12 protein-coding genes are annotated in these 15721 nt (G+C 73.0%); 6 read left to right on the forward strand and 6 right to left on the reverse strand.

What is annotated here, in order from left to right; translation table 11 throughout:
* Positions 1 to 2 precede the first annotated feature (2 nt).
* Positions 3 to 473 (reverse strand): flavin reductase family protein, encoded by a 471-nt coding sequence (locus tag PT931_RS17420; protein WP_456246778.1) that lies wholly within the window; start codon positions 471 to 473, stop codon positions 3 to 5.
* Between the two features lie 98 nt (positions 474 to 571).
* Here PT931_RS17420 and PT931_RS17425 point away from each other — a divergent pair, with 98 nt between their 5' ends.
* On the forward strand, positions 572 to 1522 hold the full coding sequence (locus tag PT931_RS17425; protein ID WP_456246779.1) for a zinc-binding dehydrogenase: 951 nt from the start codon (positions 572 to 574) through the stop codon (positions 1520 to 1522).
* Here the strand turns inward: PT931_RS17425 and PT931_RS17430 are convergent.
* From PT931_RS17430 to PT931_RS17445, 4 genes are read right to left on the reverse strand one after another with little or no spacing between them, the layout of a single operon-like run.
* Positions 1484 to 2635, reverse strand: coding sequence for an acetate/propionate family kinase (locus PT931_RS17430; protein ID WP_456246868.1), 1152 nt, complete (start codon positions 2633 to 2635; stop codon positions 1484 to 1486). The two genes, PT931_RS17425 and PT931_RS17430, sit on opposite strands and share 39 nt — an antisense overlap.
* An 11-nt stretch (positions 2636 to 2646) precedes the next feature.
* Positions 2647 to 4701, reverse strand: coding sequence for a phosphate acetyltransferase (gene pta / locus PT931_RS17435; RefSeq protein ID WP_456246780.1), 2055 nt, complete (start codon positions 4699 to 4701; stop codon positions 2647 to 2649).
* A gap of 5 nt (positions 4702 to 4706) precedes the next feature.
* Positions 4707 to 5489 carry a lysophospholipid acyltransferase family protein gene (locus PT931_RS17440; RefSeq protein ID WP_456246781.1) on the reverse strand — a complete coding sequence of 261 codons (783 nt, stop codon included), beginning with the start codon at positions 5487 to 5489 and terminating at the stop codon, positions 4707 to 4709.
* Complete coding sequence (locus tag PT931_RS17445) at positions 5486 to 6223, reverse strand: GNAT family N-acetyltransferase (RefSeq protein WP_456246782.1); 738 nt, start codon at positions 6221 to 6223, stop codon at positions 5486 to 5488. The genes PT931_RS17440 and PT931_RS17445 overlap by 4 nt, the downstream gene beginning before the upstream one ends.
* 74 nt (positions 6224 to 6297) lie before the next feature.
* On the opposite strand from PT931_RS17445, the gene PT931_RS17450 reads away from it, so the two are divergent.
* The 4 genes from PT931_RS17450 to PT931_RS17465 all read left to right on the forward strand — a co-directional run bounded on the left by PT931_RS17450 (position 6298) and on the right by PT931_RS17465 (position 13669).
* The gene (locus PT931_RS17450; protein ID WP_456246783.1) at positions 6298 to 6963 is read left to right on the forward strand and encodes a hypothetical protein; all 666 of its coding nucleotides are present in this window, start codon (positions 6298 to 6300) and stop codon (positions 6961 to 6963) included.
* Positions 6964 to 7056: 93 nt separating this feature from the next.
* Positions 7057 to 10707, forward strand: coding sequence for a multifunctional oxoglutarate decarboxylase/oxoglutarate dehydrogenase thiamine pyrophosphate-binding subunit/dihydrolipoyllysine-residue succinyltransferase subunit (locus PT931_RS17455; RefSeq protein WP_456246784.1), 3651 nt, complete (start codon positions 7057 to 7059; stop codon positions 10705 to 10707).
* Between the two features lie 64 nt (positions 10708 to 10771).
* Positions 10772 to 10951 carry a DUF6104 family protein gene (locus tag PT931_RS17460; protein ID WP_197007437.1) on the forward strand — a complete coding sequence of 60 codons (180 nt, stop codon included), beginning with the start codon at positions 10772 to 10774 and terminating at the stop codon, positions 10949 to 10951.
* A 36-nt stretch (positions 10952 to 10987) separates the two neighbouring features.
* Positions 10988 to 13669: a glycosyl hydrolase 2 galactose-binding domain-containing protein gene (locus tag PT931_RS17465; RefSeq protein WP_456246785.1), complete on the forward strand. Its 2682-nt coding sequence runs from the start codon at positions 10988 to 10990 to the stop codon at positions 13667 to 13669.
* 80 nt (positions 13670 to 13749) lie between these two features.
* Here PT931_RS17465 and PT931_RS17470 read toward each other — a convergent pair whose 3' ends face one another.
* On the reverse strand, positions 13750 to 14745 hold the full coding sequence (locus PT931_RS17470) for an aldo/keto reductase (RefSeq protein ID WP_456246786.1): 996 nt from the start codon (positions 14743 to 14745) through the stop codon (positions 13750 to 13752).
* 103 nt (positions 14746 to 14848) lie between these two features.
* Here PT931_RS17470 and PT931_RS17475 point away from each other — a divergent pair, with 103 nt between their 5' ends.
* Positions 14849 to 15721, forward strand: coding sequence for a helix-turn-helix transcriptional regulator (locus PT931_RS17475; protein ID WP_456246787.1), 873 nt, complete (start codon positions 14849 to 14851; stop codon positions 15719 to 15721).

The following is a 15721-nucleotide window of genomic DNA, read 5'->3' on the forward strand; positions in this document are numbered from 1 at the left end:
GTCTAGAGGGTGTAGCCGCCGCGGTGGTAGATCAGGGGCTCGGTGGCGGCGGCGTCGAGGGCGTGCACCCGGCCGAGGACGAAGTCGTGGTCCCCGGTCGGGATGACCGCCTCGATCACGCAGTCCAGCCACGCCGTGACCCCGTCGAGGACTGGCGCGCCCGAGTGCGGGGCGGGCCGCCACTCCAGGTCCACGAACCGGTCCGCGCCCGGCTTCGCGAACAGCCGGGCCACGTCCTCCTGGCCGGCGGCGAGGATGTTGGCGCAGAACGCGCCGTGCCGGCGGATCGTCGGCCACGAGCCGGAGGTGTGCGCGGGGAAGAACCCGATCAGCGGCGGGTCGAGCGACACCGACGTGAACGAGTTGATGCTCAGCCCCGCCGGTCCCTCGGGGCCGAGGGTCGTGACCACGACGACGCCGGTGGGGAAGTGGCCGAGGACGCGACGGTACTCGGCGGCGGTGATCACGGGCATCGGACCATTGTGCCGGCTGTGTCCGCACTTCGGGCGGCTCGACCGTCGAGGTGACGTCGCTCACGGTCCGGGGCCGGGAGCGCTGATAGGTTCGCGGCATGTTCGCCGCCTACGCAGCCAGGATCAGCCCCGAGGACCCGCTGTCGGCCCTGGAGGTCGGCGAGCTGGCGGAACCGGAGACGCCCGCCGACTGGGTGACCGTCGAGGTGCGGGCCAGCGCGCTCAACCACCACGACCTGTGGTCCCTGCGCGGGGTCGGCCTCGGCGCGGAGGCCCTGCCGATGGTGCTCGGCTGCGACGCCGCCGGGGTGCACGACGGCCGCCGGGTCCTCGTGCACGCCGTGATCGGCGAGGGCGAGGACGAGACCCTCGACCCGCGCCGCACCCTGCTCAGCGAGAAGTGGCCCGGCACCCTGGCCGACACGGTGCGGGTGCCGGCGCGCAACGTGATCGAACTGCCGGACGCGATCAGCTTCACGGACGCGGCGTGCCTGCCGACGGCGTGGCTGACGGCGTACCGGATGCTCACCACCCGGGGCCGGCTCCCGAAGGGCGGCAGCGTCCTCGTGCAGGGGGCCGGCGGCGGGGTCGCCACGGCCGCCGTGGTGCTCGCCCGCGCGTTGGGGGCCCGGGTGTACGCCACGAGCCGCTCGGCGGAGAAACGCGCCCAGATCGAGGCCCTGGGGGCCGTGGCGTTCGACTCCGGCGCGCGGCTGCCCGAGCGGGTCGACGTCGTGATCGAGACCGTCGGCAAGGCCACCCTCGACCATTCCATCAGATGCACCCTGCCGGGCGGCCGGATCGTGGTGTCCGGCTCGACCAGCGGTCACCTGGCCACCGTGGACCTGCGCCGGGTCTTCTTCCTCCAGCAGGAGATCCTGGGTTCGACCATGGGCACCCGCGACGAGCTGGCGGCGCTCCTCGACCTGGTGGCCACGAGCGACATCAAACCCGTGATCGATTCGGTACGGCCGTTCGCCGACGTCCGGGGGGCGTTCGAGGTGCTCGCGTCAGGTGACGTGTTCGGGAAACTGGTGCTGGAGCACTGACCGGGTCTGGGTCGCGATCTCCAGCTCCTCGTCGGTCGGCACCACGCACACCGCGATCCGCGCCCCCGGCGGGGAGATGACCGCCTCGCCCGCCTCGTTGCGGCGCGGGTCGACCTGGATGCCGAGTGGTTCGAGCCCGGCGAGGACGCCCGCCCGGACCACGGGGGAGTTCTCGCCCACCCCGGCCGTGAACGCGATGGCGTCGAGCCGGCCGAGCACCGCGTGGTACGCGCCGACGTACTTGCGGATCCGGTGGCAGTACACGTCGAAGGCCAGGGCGGCCTCCGGGGCGGTACTCGCCAGCAGGTCGCGCATGTCGGAGATCCCGGACAGGCCGAGCAGCCCCGAGCGGCGGCTGAGCAGGTCGTCCACGTCCGCCGGGGAGTAACCGGCGCGGTTCAGGTGGCCGGGGATCGCCGGGTCCAGGTCGCCCGGCCGGGTACCCATCACAAGACCCTCCAGAGGGGACAGTCCCATCGAGGTGTCCACGCTGATCCCGCCCCGGACGGCCGTGGCGCTGGCCCCGTTGCCCAGGTGCAGCACGATCGTGTTCAGCTCCGAGGCCGGCCAGCCCAGCAGCGCGGCCGTGCGCCGGGAGACGAAGCGGTGCGAGGTGCCGTGGAAGCCGTACCGCCGGATGCCGTGCTCCGCCGCGACCGCCGCGTCGATGGCGTACGTGGCCGCCGCCTCCGGGATGGTGCTGTGGAACGCGGTGTCGAACACGGCGACCTGGGGCAGGTCGGGGCGCAGGGCGCGGGCGACCTCGATGCCGGCCAGGTTCGCCGGGTTGTGCAGCGGGGCCAGCGGGATCAGGTCCCGGATCGCGGCCTCGACGGTCGCGTCGATCAGGGTCGGTTCGGAGAACCGGGTGCCGCCGTGCACGACGCGGTGGCCGATCGCGGTCAGGGCCGGGTCGGCGAACAGGTCGGCGAGGGTGCCGATCGCGGCGGCGGGGTCGGTGACGCGTTCGACGAGGCCCTCGGCGATCCGGGTGTCGCCGTCGAGGACGCGGTACTTGACGCTGGAGGAGCCGACGTTGAGGACGAGGACGCGGTCGCCGGTGGGCGGGCCGGGGTGGGAGGCCGGGCCGGGCTCGGAGGCCGCACCGGGCAGCGCCGCCCCGCTCACGACTGCGCCTGGATCGCCGTGATCGCGATCGTGTTGACGATGTCCTGCACCGTGGCCCCCCGCGACAGGTCGTTCACCGGCGCCCGCAGCCCCTGGATCACCGGCCCGACCGCGACCGCCCCGGCCGACCGCTGCACCGCCTTGTACGTGTTGTTGCCCGTGTTCAGGTCCGGGAAGATCAGGACCGTGGCGTGCCCGGCGACCGCGCTGCCCGGCAGTTTCGCGGCGGCCACCCCGGGATCGATGGCCGCGTCGTACTGGATCGGACCCTCCACCGCCAGGTCCGGCCGGCGCTCGCGCACCAGGGCGGTGGCCCGGGCGACCTTCTCGACGTCCGCGCCGGCACCCGAGGCCCCGGTGGAGTAGGACAGCATCGCGACCCGGGGCACGACGCCGAACCGGGCGGCGGTGTCCGCCGAGGACAGCGCGATGTCGGCGAGCTGTTCGGCGGTGGGGTCGGGGTTGACGGCGCAGTCGCCGTACACGAGGACCCGGTCGGCCAGGCACATGAAGAACACGCTGGAGGCGACGGACACCCCCGGTACCGTCCGGATGATCTCGAAGGCGGGGCGGATCGTGTCGGCGGTGGTGTGCGCGGCCCCGGACACCATGGCGTCGACCCGGCCGCTGTGCACGAGCAGGGTGCCGAAGTAGTTGACGTCGGTGACCCGGTCGTAGGCGGCGTCGAGGGTGGAGCCCTTGTGTTTGCGCAGCTCGTCGTAGGTGTGCGCGAACTCGTCGCGCAGCGGGTCGGTCACCGGGTCCATCAGGGTCGCGCCGGACACGTCCAGGCCCAGGTCGCGGGCCTTGCGTTCGATGTCGGCGACGGGGCCCAGCAGCACCAGGTCGGCCACGCCCCGGCGGAGCACCGCGTCGGCGGCCCGCAGGATCCGGTCCTCGGTGCCCTCGGGCAGCACCACCCGGCGCTTCGCGGCCCGGGCGCGCTCGATCAGCCGGTACTCGAACATCAGGGGGGTCACCCGGGTGGTGTGCGGGGCGGCGATCCGGTCGGCCAGTTCGGCGGCGTCCACCCCGGTGGCGAACGCGCCCAGCGCGGCCTGCACCTTGCGCGGGTTGTCGGCGGTCGGCCGGCCCTCCAGCCCCGCCAGCGCGGCGACGGTGTCGAAGCTGTCGGACTTCACGCCCACGATGGCCAGGTCGCCGAGCCGGGACAGCAGTTCCTTGATCCGCCGGTCGGGCTTCTCGCCGAGCGTGAGCACCAGGCCGGCGGGGGTGCACAGCCCGGCGGCGTGCGCGGCGTGCGCGGCCACGATCAGGTCGGCCCGGTCGGCGGGCGTGATCAGGAGCGCGCCGTCGGACAGGTGCGACAGCGCGGTGGGCACGTGCGCGGCCCCGAGCAGGAAATCCAGGACATTCCGCTGGTACGCCGCGTCGCTGCCCGCCAACCGCCGGCCCCCGAGCGCGGTCACCACCTCGGCGACGGTGGGCGCGGCGACGGTCGGCTCGTCGGGGATCGCGTACACCGGGACGGGCAGGGTCACTGACGACGGCTCGACGGCCCGGTTGACCACGACCGCGAGGACCTGCGCGCCGAGCTGTTCCATGGTGTGGAACGCGGCCCGGGTGGCGGCCGCGGTAGCCTCCGCGGAGCGGCCCCGGCCGTCCACGACGGGCAGCAGCACCGCGTCGAACTCGGCGGCCAGCCGGACGTTGAACGCCACCTCGGCGGGCAGTTCCGTGTGGTCGTCCTGGTAGCCGAAGTCGCTGCCGACCACCAGCACGGCGTCCACGGACCGGGCCAGCTCGTTGTACCGGCCGACGATCAGGCTGACCAGTTCCTCCGTCCGGCCCTGGCCGACCAGGTCGCTGGCCTCCGCGTACGTCGCGCCGTGGCCGACCGTCAGCCCGTAGTGCCCGGCGAGCAGGTCGAGGATGCCGTCCCCGGCCGGGCCCGGTGCCGCGCCCCGCACGAGCGGCCGGAACGCGGCGACCCGTCCGAGCCGGGCGACGAGGATCTCCGCCACGCCGAGGGCGACGGTGGACTTGCCGCCGCCGGAGCTCATGCCGGCCACGTACACGCAGGTGGTCACGGGCACTACGCTAGCGCCCCCACCCGCTCGGGCTCCCGTTCTTGTCCCAGGTCACACCGGACCGCGTTCTCGGCGGCCAGGGCCAGCCGGCGACGGGAACGGTCGGGCTCGATGGCCGGCAGGGCGGTGACCTCGATGGTCAGCTCCCGCAGCGCGATCACCCGGCGCAGCGACGCCCACAGGGTGTCCTCGCCGATGAACGACGCCGACCGGGTGCTGTACCGCAGGCTCACCGGCCGGATCCGGGCCCCGGAGTCGATCGCGGCCTGGAACGCGGCCCGCCGGAACGGCCCCACCCGGGCCCCGCACCACGTGGTGCCCTCGGGGAAGACGAGCACGCTGCGGCCGGCCCGCAGTACCCAGGTGAGGGTCGCCACGGTGTCGGGGAGCGCGCGCGGCCGGGTCCGGTCCACGAACACCGTGCCGAACGACCGCGCGACCCGGCCCAGCAGCGGCCAGCCGTCCACCTCGTGCTTGGACAGCGGGGCCGCCCCGGTGTGGCTGAGCAGGACGAGCACGTCGAGCCACGACACGTGGTTGGGGACGATCAGCTCGCCGGACCCCAGGACGCCCCGGGAGTCCACCCGGACCCCGATGATCCGGGGCACCCGGCGCAGGGCCGGCGGGTGGAACGGGGCGGCCAGGAGCAGGGCGAACACCCCGAGCCACCGGACCAGCTGGCGTGGCCACCCGGCCCGGGGCCCGTCGTGCGCGGGCAGGCACGCGACCTCGCACGGCGAGAGCGGCAGCCAGCCCAGGGCCGGTGGGTGGTCATGGTCGACGCTCATGTCTCGCCCAGGAAGTGGCGCATGTACCGCTGGTCGACCCGGTCGAGCGGCAGCAGGGTGAACAGGTCGGCGCAGCCGAAGTCCGGGTCGTCGGCCGGCGGTCCGCCGACCCACGCGCCGAGCCGCAGGTAGCCGCGCAGCAGCGGCGGGATCGCCACCCGGCCGGGGACGGGGCCGGACACGTCGAACGGGCGGTGCGGGGTGACCCGCAGGGCCGGCGGCGCGAGGTGCTTGCCCTGGACCTTGGCCCACACGGCGGCGGCGTCGGCGGCCGGTACGGAGGCACAGCCGGCGAGCCAGCGGTGCCCGGTGAGGTGCATGTACCGCGCGAGCCCCGCCCAGAGCAGGTTCACGACCGCGCCGCCCCGGTGGTCGGGGTGCACGCACGACCGGCCGGCCTCGACCAGGCTGGGCCGCAGGTCGCGGAGGTTGCCGAGCGCGAACTCGGTGTCCGAGTACAGCCGGTCCATCCGGCCGGGCGGCAGCAGGCGGTACGTGCCCACCGGCATGCCCGTGCCGTCCTGGTACACGATCAGGTGGTCGCAGTGCGCGTCGAACTCGTCCTCGTCGTGCGAGTCGTCGCCCGCCAGCTTCGCGCCGAGCTCGCCGGCGAACACCTCGTGCCGCAGCCGCTGGGCGGCTCGCACCTCGACGGAGTCATCCGTCATCACCACGGAATAGCGCGCGGCCTCGTCGATCGCGGGGGCCGCCGGTACGAGCACTCGGGATGCCATGGGTCTGAGGTTGAGGGCCGCAGGCCTACGGCCCTCAACGACGGAATTTCGCGCAGGTGAATTATCCTCGACCTGTGCTTATTGATGGACGTTTCTGTGGTCCGCCCGGGTCGGGCAACGGTGGCTACACGGCGGGGCTGCTCGCGGGCTCGGTGCCGGGGGCCCGGCCCGGCGACGCGGTCGAGGTGACCCTGCGCCGCCCGCCGCCGCTGGGTGTGGAGTTGCCCGTCGAGGCCGAGGAGGGTTCCGCGACGGTCCTGCTGCCCGGTCCGGGGGACGACATCGTGGTGGCGCACGCGGTCCTGCTGGACCACCTCGACGTCGTGCCCGCCGCGTGGACGGCCGAGCGCGGCGTCTACCCCGGACACACCCACCACCCCTTCCCGTCCTGCTACGTGTGCGGCCCGGACAACGAGGACGGCCTGCACATCTACCCCGGCCGCCCCGCGCCGGGCCGGACCGCCGCCGACTGGGTCGTCCCCGAGGATGTGAGTTCAGCCACAGTGTGGGCCGCGCTGGACTGTCCCGGGGGCTGGACGATCCAGCTGGAGGAGCGCCCGTCGGTCCTCGGCCGGTTCGCGGTCCGGATCGACGAACTGCCCGCGCCGGGTAGCGAATGCGTCATCGTCGGTGAGCTGCGCGGTACCGAAGGGCGCAAATCGCATCCCGTGACGAGCCTCTACGGCCCCTCCGGCCAGCTGTTGGCTGTGGCCCGCGCCACGTGGATCGCGCTGGCCTGACCCGGTTACCCAAAACCGCTTTCGGGCGCGTAGCCTGGATCGTCGGACGTGCTTAGAGCTCCACAAACCGCGCTGAAAGAGGCGATCGCGGCCGTGTCGACCCAGCAGAATGCTCAGGACAACCCCCTCGCGGGCTTCGGCCCCAATGAGTGGATCGTCGAGGACATGTACCAGAAGTACCTGTCCGATCCAGCGAGTGTGGACCCCGCCTGGCATAACTTCTTCGCTGACTACAAGCCTGAGGCCGCCCCGGCCGCCCCGGCTCCCGTCGCACCGGCCCCCGCGCCGGTGACACCCCCGGTGACGGCCCCGCCGCCCGTGGAGACGGCTGCCGCGGCCCCGGCGACGCCGGTCAAGCCGGCCCCGGCTCCGGCCGTGAAGGCCCCGGCCGCCCCGGCGGTCAAGAAGCCCGTGCCGCCCGGCACCACGGTGATCAAGGGCGTCGGCGCCAAGCTGGTGCAGAACATGGACGCGTCGCTGACCGTCCCGGTCGCCACCAGCGTGCGCGCCGTGCCCGCCAAGCTGCTGGCCGACAACCGGGTGGTCATCAACAACCACCTGAGCCGCGCCCGGGGTGGGAAGGTCAGCTTCACCCACCTGATCGGGTACGCGATCGTGCGGGCGCTGGCCGACTTCCCCGAGATGAACAACTCGTTCACCGAGGTCGACGGCAAGCCGGCGGTCGTCACCCCCGAGCACGTGAACTTCGGGCTCGCGATCGACCTGAAGAAGCCGGACGGCTCGCGCACCCTCGTGGTGGCCAGCATCAAGGGCTCCGAGCAGTACGACTTCCGGGGCTTCTGGCAGGCGTACGAGGACATCGTGCGGCGCGCCCGGCGCAACGAGCTGACGATGGACGACTTCACGGGCACGACGATCTCCCTGACGAACCCGGGCGGCATCGGCACCGTGCACTCGATGCCGCGGCTGATGGCCGGCCAGGGCACGATCATCGGCGTCGGCGCGATGGAGTACCCGTCGCCGTTCCAGGGCATGAGCGACGAGCAGCTCGCCGACATGGCCGTCAGCAAGATCATCACGCTGACCAGCACCTACGACCACCGGATCATCCAGGGCGCGCAGTCGGGCGAGTTCCTCAAGCGCATCCACGAGCTGCTGCTCGGCGAGTCCGGCTTCTACGACGACATCTTCACCTCCCTGCGGATCCCGTACGAGCCGGTCCGCTGGGTCAAGGACGTGCCGCGCACCTCCGAGGGCCAGATCGACAAGGCGTCCCGGGTGATCGAGCTGATCCGGGAGTACCGGGTCCGCGGCCACCTGATGGCGGACACCGACCCCTTGGAATACGAGATCCGCCGGCACCCCGACCTCGACATCCTCGAGCACGGGCTGACCCTGTGGGACCTGGACCGGGTGTTCCCGGTCGGCGGCTTCAACGGCCAGCAGAAGATGAAGCTGCGCGACGTCCTGGGCGTCCTGCGCGACTCCTACTGCCGCCGGATCGGCATCGAGTACTTCCACATCCAGGCTCCCGAGGAGCGCAACTGGATCGCGGAGCGGGTCGAGAAGAAGTACGAGAAGCCCCCGGTCGAGGCGCAGAAGCACATCCTCAACCGGCTGAACGCGGCCGAGTCGTTCGAGACGTTCCTCGCGACGAAGTACGTCGGGCAGAAGCGGTTCTCCCTCGAGGGCGGCGAGAGCCTGATCCCGCTGCTCGACGAGGTGCTCGCGGACTCCGCGACGGCCGGCATGGACGAGGTCGTCATCGGCATGGCGCACCGCGGCCGGCTGAACGTGCTCGCGAACATCGTCGGCAAGCCCTACGAGAAGATCTTCTCGGAGTTCGAGGGCTTCATCGACCCGAAGACCGTGCAGGGCTCCGGGGACGTCAAGTACCACCTGGGCATGACCGGCAAGTTCACCACCCCGGACGGGCTGCACGCGACCACGGTCTCCGTGGTGGCCAACCCGTCGCACCTGGAGACGGTGAACCCGGTCCTGGAGGGCATCGTCCGGGCCAAGCAGGACCGGATCGACCTCAAGCTCGAGGGCTACACGGTGCTGCCGGTCCTGATCCACGGGGACGCGGCGTTCGCCGGCCAGGGCGTGGTCGCCGAGACCCTGAACCTGTCCCAGCTGCGCGGCTACCGCACCGGCGGCACGGTGCACATCGTCGTCAACAACCAGGTGGGCTTCACGACCGCGCCGGAGTACAGCCGCTCGTCGCTGTACTGCACGGACGTCGCCCGCATGATCCAGGCGCCGATCTTCCACGTGAACGGCGACGACCCCGAGGCCGTGGTCCGGGTCGCCAAGCTGGCGTTCGACTACCGCCAGGCGTTCAACAAGGACGTCGTGATCGACCTGATCTGCTACCGCCGGCGCGGCCACAACGAGGGCGACGACCCCTCGATGACCAACCCGCAGATGTACCAGATCATCGACACCAAGCGTTCCGTCCGCAAGCTGTACACCGAGGCGCTGATCGGCCGGGGCGACATCACGGTCGAGGACGCCGAGGAGGCGCTCCGCGACTTCGGCGGCATGCTGGAGACGGTGTTCCGGGCGACCAAGGAGGCCACGGCCAGCGCGAAGCCGGCCAGCCTGCGCGCGCACGTCACCGAGGCCGAGCCGGTCGTGGAGACCCGGGTGGACGCCTCGGTGCTCCGCCGGGTCGGCGAGGTGCACGCCGCGGTGCCGGAGGGCTTCACCCCGCACAAGCGGATCACCCAGCTCCTCGAGAAGCGCGCGAAGATGTCCGTCGAGGGCGACATCGACTGGGGCATGGGCGAGATCGTGGCCTTCGGTTCGCTGCTGATGCAGGGCGTTCCGGTCCGGCTCGCGGGCCAGGACTCCCGGCGCGGCACGTTCGTGCACCGGCACGCGGCGATCGTGGACGCGGTCAACGGCTCCGACTACCTGCCGTTGCAGCACCTGGCCGAGAACCAGGCCTCGTTCTTCGCGTACGACTCGCTGCTCAGCGAGTACGCGGCGATGGGCTTCGAGTACGGCTACTCGGTCGAGCGCCCCGAGGCCCTGGTCCTCTGGGAGGCCCAGTTCGGTGACTTCGTCAACGGCGCGCAGTCGATCGTCGACGAGTACCTCTCCTCGGGCGAGGCGAAGTGGGGCCAGCGCGCGAGCGTGACCCTGCTCCTGCCGCACGGCCACGAGGGCGCCGGTCCGGACCACACCTCGGGCCGCCCGGAGCGGTACCTGCAGCTGTGCGCCGAGGACAACATGCGGATCGCCAACTGCACCACCCCGGCGAACTACTTCCACCTGCTGCGCCGCCAGGCGTTGTCGCCGAAGAAGAAGCCGCTGGTCGTGTTCACGCCGAAGTCCCTGCTCCGGCACAAGCTGGCCGTGTCGCAGATCGAGGACTTCACCACCGGCACGTTCCAGCCGGTGATCGGGGACCCGACGGTGACCGGTGCCGCCAAGGTGCTGCTGTGCTCGGGCAAGGTCTACTACGACCTGCTCCAGGCGCGGACCGACCGGGGGATCACCGACACGGCGATCGTCCGGGTCGAGGAGATCTACCCGCTGCCGGTCGACGAGCTGCGGGCCGCGCTGGCCCCGCACCCGGGCGCGGCGATCTCCTGGGTCCAGGAGGAGCCCGCCAACCAGGGCGCCTACTCGTTCGTGGCGCTGAACCTGTTCGGCGAGCTGGGCATCAACCCGCGCCGGGTCTCCCGGCCGTCGGCGGCCGCCCCGTCCACGGGCTCCGGCAAGGTCCACGAGGTCGAGCAGGCGGCGCTGATCAACGAGGCCTTCGCCAGCTAGGTTCCACGTCTGTTCCGGGGAAGTCGTCGCGGCGGCTTCCCCGGCACTGTTTCCAGGGGGCGTCATGTATTTCACGGACCGGGGTATCGAGGAGCTCGCCGAGCGGCGCGGCGAGGAGACCGTCACGCTGGACTGGCTGGCCGAGCGGATGAAGGAGTTCGTGGACATCAACCCGGACTTCGAGATCCCCGTCGAGCGGCTGGCGACCTGGCTCGCCCGGCTGGACGACGACTTCGAGGAGTAGTAGCTTTCGAGTGCTTTGTGCGGTTTGATCAGGTTGATGCGCCGCACACTGCTCGTCCTGCTCGTCCTCGCCGGGGTGCTGACCGCCGCCCGGGCGGAACCCGTCGCGCGCCGCGCCCCCGGGCCCGAACACCTGGCCGTCGGCGGGCCGGCCCGGACGGGCGTGCTCACCGGGTACCAGATCAGGTCCTCCGCCCTGGTCCCCGTCGGGGGATCCGAGGTGTCCCGGACCGGCTTCGACACCGCCGGCTGGGCCCCGGTGCCCGCCCGCTCGACCGTGTTCGGCGGCCTGCTGGGCACCGGCGCGTACCCCGACCCGTTCCACTCCACCGCCATGGCCGCCGTGGACCCGGCCGCGTTCGCCGTGCCGTGGTGGTTCCGCGCGGACTTCCCGGTCGCCCCGGACGCCGGGGAGCACACGTCCGTGGAGTTCAGCGGGGTGCTGTCCCGGGCCGAGGTGTGGGTGAACGGCACCCGGGTGGCCGGCGCGGACACCGTCGTCGGCATGTACCCGACCTACGAGTTCGACCTGTCCGCCCTGGTCCGGCCGGGGGTGAACACCCTGGCGTTCCTGGTGCACCCCAACGATCCGGCGCGCGACCTGACCACCGGCTGGATCGACTGGAACCCGGCCCCGCCCGACCGGAACACGGGCCTGGTCGGGGACGTGACCATCCGGCAGTCCGGCCCGGTGGCGCTGCGCGGCGCGCGGGTCCTCACCCGGCTGGAGCTGCCCGGCCGGGACCACGCGGACCTCACCGCGAAGGTCGAGGCCCGCAACAACTCCGACCGGCCGGTACTGGCGGCCCTCACCGGGTACGCGGGCCCGGTCCCGCTGAACGCCACCGTGGCCCTCGCCCCGCGCGAGACCCGGACGGTGACCTTCGAGCGGGCCACCGTGGTCCAGCCACGGGTGTGGTGGCCGGCGGGGATGGGGGAGCAGCACCGGTACGAGCTGCTGGTCGACGCGACCGTGGCCGGCCGGTACTCCGACGGCGCCCGCGACCGGTTCGGGGTCCGGGGGGTCACCACGAGGGTCGAGGACGACATCCGGCACTACGCGATCAACGGCCGGCCGCTGGTGATCCGGGGCGCGGGCTGGTCGCCGGACCTGTTCCTCCGCGACGACCCGGCCCGGCTCGCCCAGCAGTTCGCGGCGGCCCTGGACCTGGGGCTCAACACGCTCCGCCTGGAGGGCCGGCTGGGCAACGACGACCTGTACGAGGAGGCCGACCGGGTCGGGCTGCTGCTGCTCCCCGGCTGGGAGTGCTGCGGCAGGTGGGAGGACCCGGACAGCTGGACGGCGGAGGACCACGCGGTGGCGCGCGCCTCGATGGCCGGGGTCGCCGCCCGGCTGCGCAACCACCCGAGCGTGCTGTCGTTCCTGATCGGCAGCGACGAGGCCCCGCCGGAGCGGGTGGCGGCGGACTACCTGGCCGCGCTGGGTGCCGCCGACTGGCCGACCCCGGTGCTGTCCTCGGCGTCCGGGGCCGAGAGCCCGGGAACGGGGCCGCCGGGGCTGCGGATGACCGGGCCGTACGACTGGGTGCCGCCCGGCTACTGGTACGCCAAGCGGGACGGCGGCGCGTGGGGCTTCAACGCGGAGACCAGCGCGGGGGCGGCACTGCCCAGTATGGACACCCTGCGCGCGATGTCGACTCGTGAGGAACTGGACCGGCTGTGGCGCGAACCGGACGCGCCCGTGTACCGGGCCGGCACCCAGGGGTTCGCCGACCTGCGGATCTTCCACGCGGCGCTCGCGGGGCGGTACGGGCCGCCGACCGGGCTGGAGGACTACGTCGGCAAGGCGCACCTGGCCCAGTTCGAGGCGGTCCGGGCGCAGTTCGAGGCGTACGCGCGCAACTCCGCCGACGAGGAGCGCCCCGCGACCGGGCAGATCTACTGGAACCTGACCGCCGCCTGGCCCTCGGTGCACTGGCAGCTGTTCGACAGCTCCCTGGACCCGACGGCCGGCTACCACGCGGCGAAGCGGGCACACGAGCCGCTGCACGTGCAGTACTCCTACGACGACCGGTCCGTGGTGCTCGTCCGCCGGGGCCGGGACCTGTCCGGGCTGACCGTGCGCGCCGAACTGTTCGGGCTGGACGGCCGCCGCCTCGACGGGGAGGAGTACACCGACGTCACCGCCGAGGGCGGCAACCGGGGCGGCACCGTCGGCGTGACCCGGCTCGGCACGGTCGCGGCCCCCGACGAGCCCACCTATCTGCTCAGGCTGGTCGCCACCGACGCGAAGGGCAGAGAACGCAGCCGCAACGTGTACTGGCTCTCCGCCGCCCCCGACGTCCTCGACTACCCGGCGACCAGCTACATCACCACCCCGACGTCCTCCTACGCCGACCTGACGGGCCTGGCCGGGATGGCCCGCGCGGAGGTGGCGGCCGCGTACTCGTCGGAGTCCCGGTCGAACGGCGACACCGTGACGACGGTGACCCTGAGCAACACCTCGCAGGTGCCGGCGTTGCAGGTCGGCGCCCGGGTGCTCGGGGCGGGCGGCCGGTCGGTGCTGCCGGTCCGGTGGTCGGACAACCTGGTGTGCCTGTGGCCGGGGGAGTCGGTGACCCTGCGGGCGACGCACCGGGCGCCGGGGGCGGTGACGGTCCGGGTCGAGGGCTGGAACGTGACCTCCGGGGCGGCCGCCCCCGGGCCGGCACCGGCGCCGGGGCGTGATCCCGGGCAGGGGCGGCCTCACGGGCGGTAGGCGGCCCCGGGTGGCCCCACGCGGGCCCAGACAGGCCCGGCAGGCACGTCGGGGCCTTGGGCGGGCAGCCGGCCCGCCACCTACCGCTCGCTGTCCAGATGCGCCATCATCGGCGCCGCGTACCGGGCCCCGGCCGCGGCCCCCACCGGCACCGCCGCCTCGATCGCGGCCAGGTCCCCGGCGTCCAGCACCACGTCCAGCGCCCCGAGCGCCTCGGCCAGCCGGACCCGGGTCCGGGCCCCGACCAGCGGCACGATGTCCGCGCCCTGGGCGAGCACCCACCCGATGGCCAGCTGCGCCACGGACACGCCCTTCGCGGCGGCCACGGTCCGCAGCGTCTCCACGAGCCGCAGGTTGGTCTCCAGGTTCGACCCGCTGAACCGGGGGCTGTGGCCCCGGAAGTCGTTGGCGGCCAGCGACCGGTCGGGGGTCCAGTGCCCGCTGATCAGGCCCCGGGACAGCACCCCGTAGGCGGTGACGGCGATGCCCAGTTCCCGGGTCACCGGCAGGATCCTCTCCTCGATCCCCCGCGAGATCAGCGAGTACTCGATCTGCAGGTCGGTCACCGGGTGCACGGCGTGCGCGCGCCGGATCGTGTCGGGGCCGGCCTCGGACAGGCCGACGTGCCGCACGTACCCCGCGTCGATCAGGTCCTTGATCGCGCCCACCGTGTCCTCGATCGGGACCTCCGGGTCGACCCGGGACAGCCGGTACACGTCGAGGTGGTCGACGCCGAGCCGGCGCAGGCTGTAGGTGGCGAAGTTCTTCACCGCCGCCGGCCGGCCGTCGTAGCCGAGGAACGCCCCGTCGGGTCCGCGCAGCGCGCCGAACTTCACGCTCAGGGTGACCTGGTCGCGGTCGCGGGTCGCCAGCGCCTCACGGACCAGCAGCTCGTTGTGGCCCATGCCGTAGAAGTCGCCGGTGTCGAGCAGGGTGATCCCGGCGTCGAGGGCGGCGTGCACGGTGGCGATGCTCTCGGCCCGGTCGGACGGCCCGTACAGGTCGGACATGCCCATCGTGCCGAGGCCGAGGGCGGAGACGGTCGGGCCGGTGGTTCCCAGGGTTCGCGTGTTCATGGCACCCAGCCTGCGGCGGCGGGAGAGGGGGCGGGAGAGACCCGTCGAGCCTGGGATCGACGATCCCAGGCTGGGCCCACGGGGCTGGGGCATGCTGGGAGCCATGGACCGCGTCGAGTTCGCCCACTTCCTGCGCGCCCGCCGGGCCCGGATCACCCCGGCCGACGTCGGGCTGCCCGCCGGGGCGCGCCGTCGGACCCCGGGACTGCGCCGGGAGGAGGTCGCCCAGCTCGCCGGCATGTCCGCGGACTACTACATCCGGCTCGAACAGGGCCGGGGCCCGCACCCGTCGACCCAGTTGCTGAACGCGCTGGCCCGGGCGCTGCGGCTGACGTCCGACGAGCGGGACCACCTCTACCACCTGGCCGACCAGCCGCCGCCGGTCCCGAACCACCCGACCGGGCACGTGAAGCCGGCGCTGCTCAAGCTGCTGGACCGGCTGACCGACACCCCGGCCCAGGTGCTGTCCGACCTGGGCGGGATCCTGGCCCAGAACCCGCTGGCCTCGGCCCTGTTCCGGGGCACCCTGGGCCGCAACATCATCTGGGAGTGGTTCGCGAATCCGGAGGCCCGCGAGCTGTTCCCGGTGGCGGAGCGCGCGCACCACGCCCGGGCGCACGTGGCGCACCTGCGGGCCACGGCCGGCCGGCGGCGGTCCCCGGAGGTGACCGACCTGGTGGCCCGGCTGCTGGCGGTCAGCGACGAGTTCCGGGCCCTCTGGGACGCGCACGAGGTCGCGGTACGCCGGGCCGACACGAAGACGGTGCTGCACCCGACGGTCGGCCGGATCGAGCTGGACTGCGAGGAGCTGCTCACCCCCGAGCACGACCAGACCCTGCTGCTGTACAGCCCCCGGCCGGGCACGGATGCCGCCCAGAAGCTGGAACTGCTCCGGGTGGTCGGTACCCAGGACTTGGGTGGCTCTCAGGAAACTCTCAGCCTGTTCTCAGCCGGGGTCGAGCCGCGCCCGGAATGA

The sequence above is a fragment of the Longispora urticae genome, from assembly GCF_053902585.1.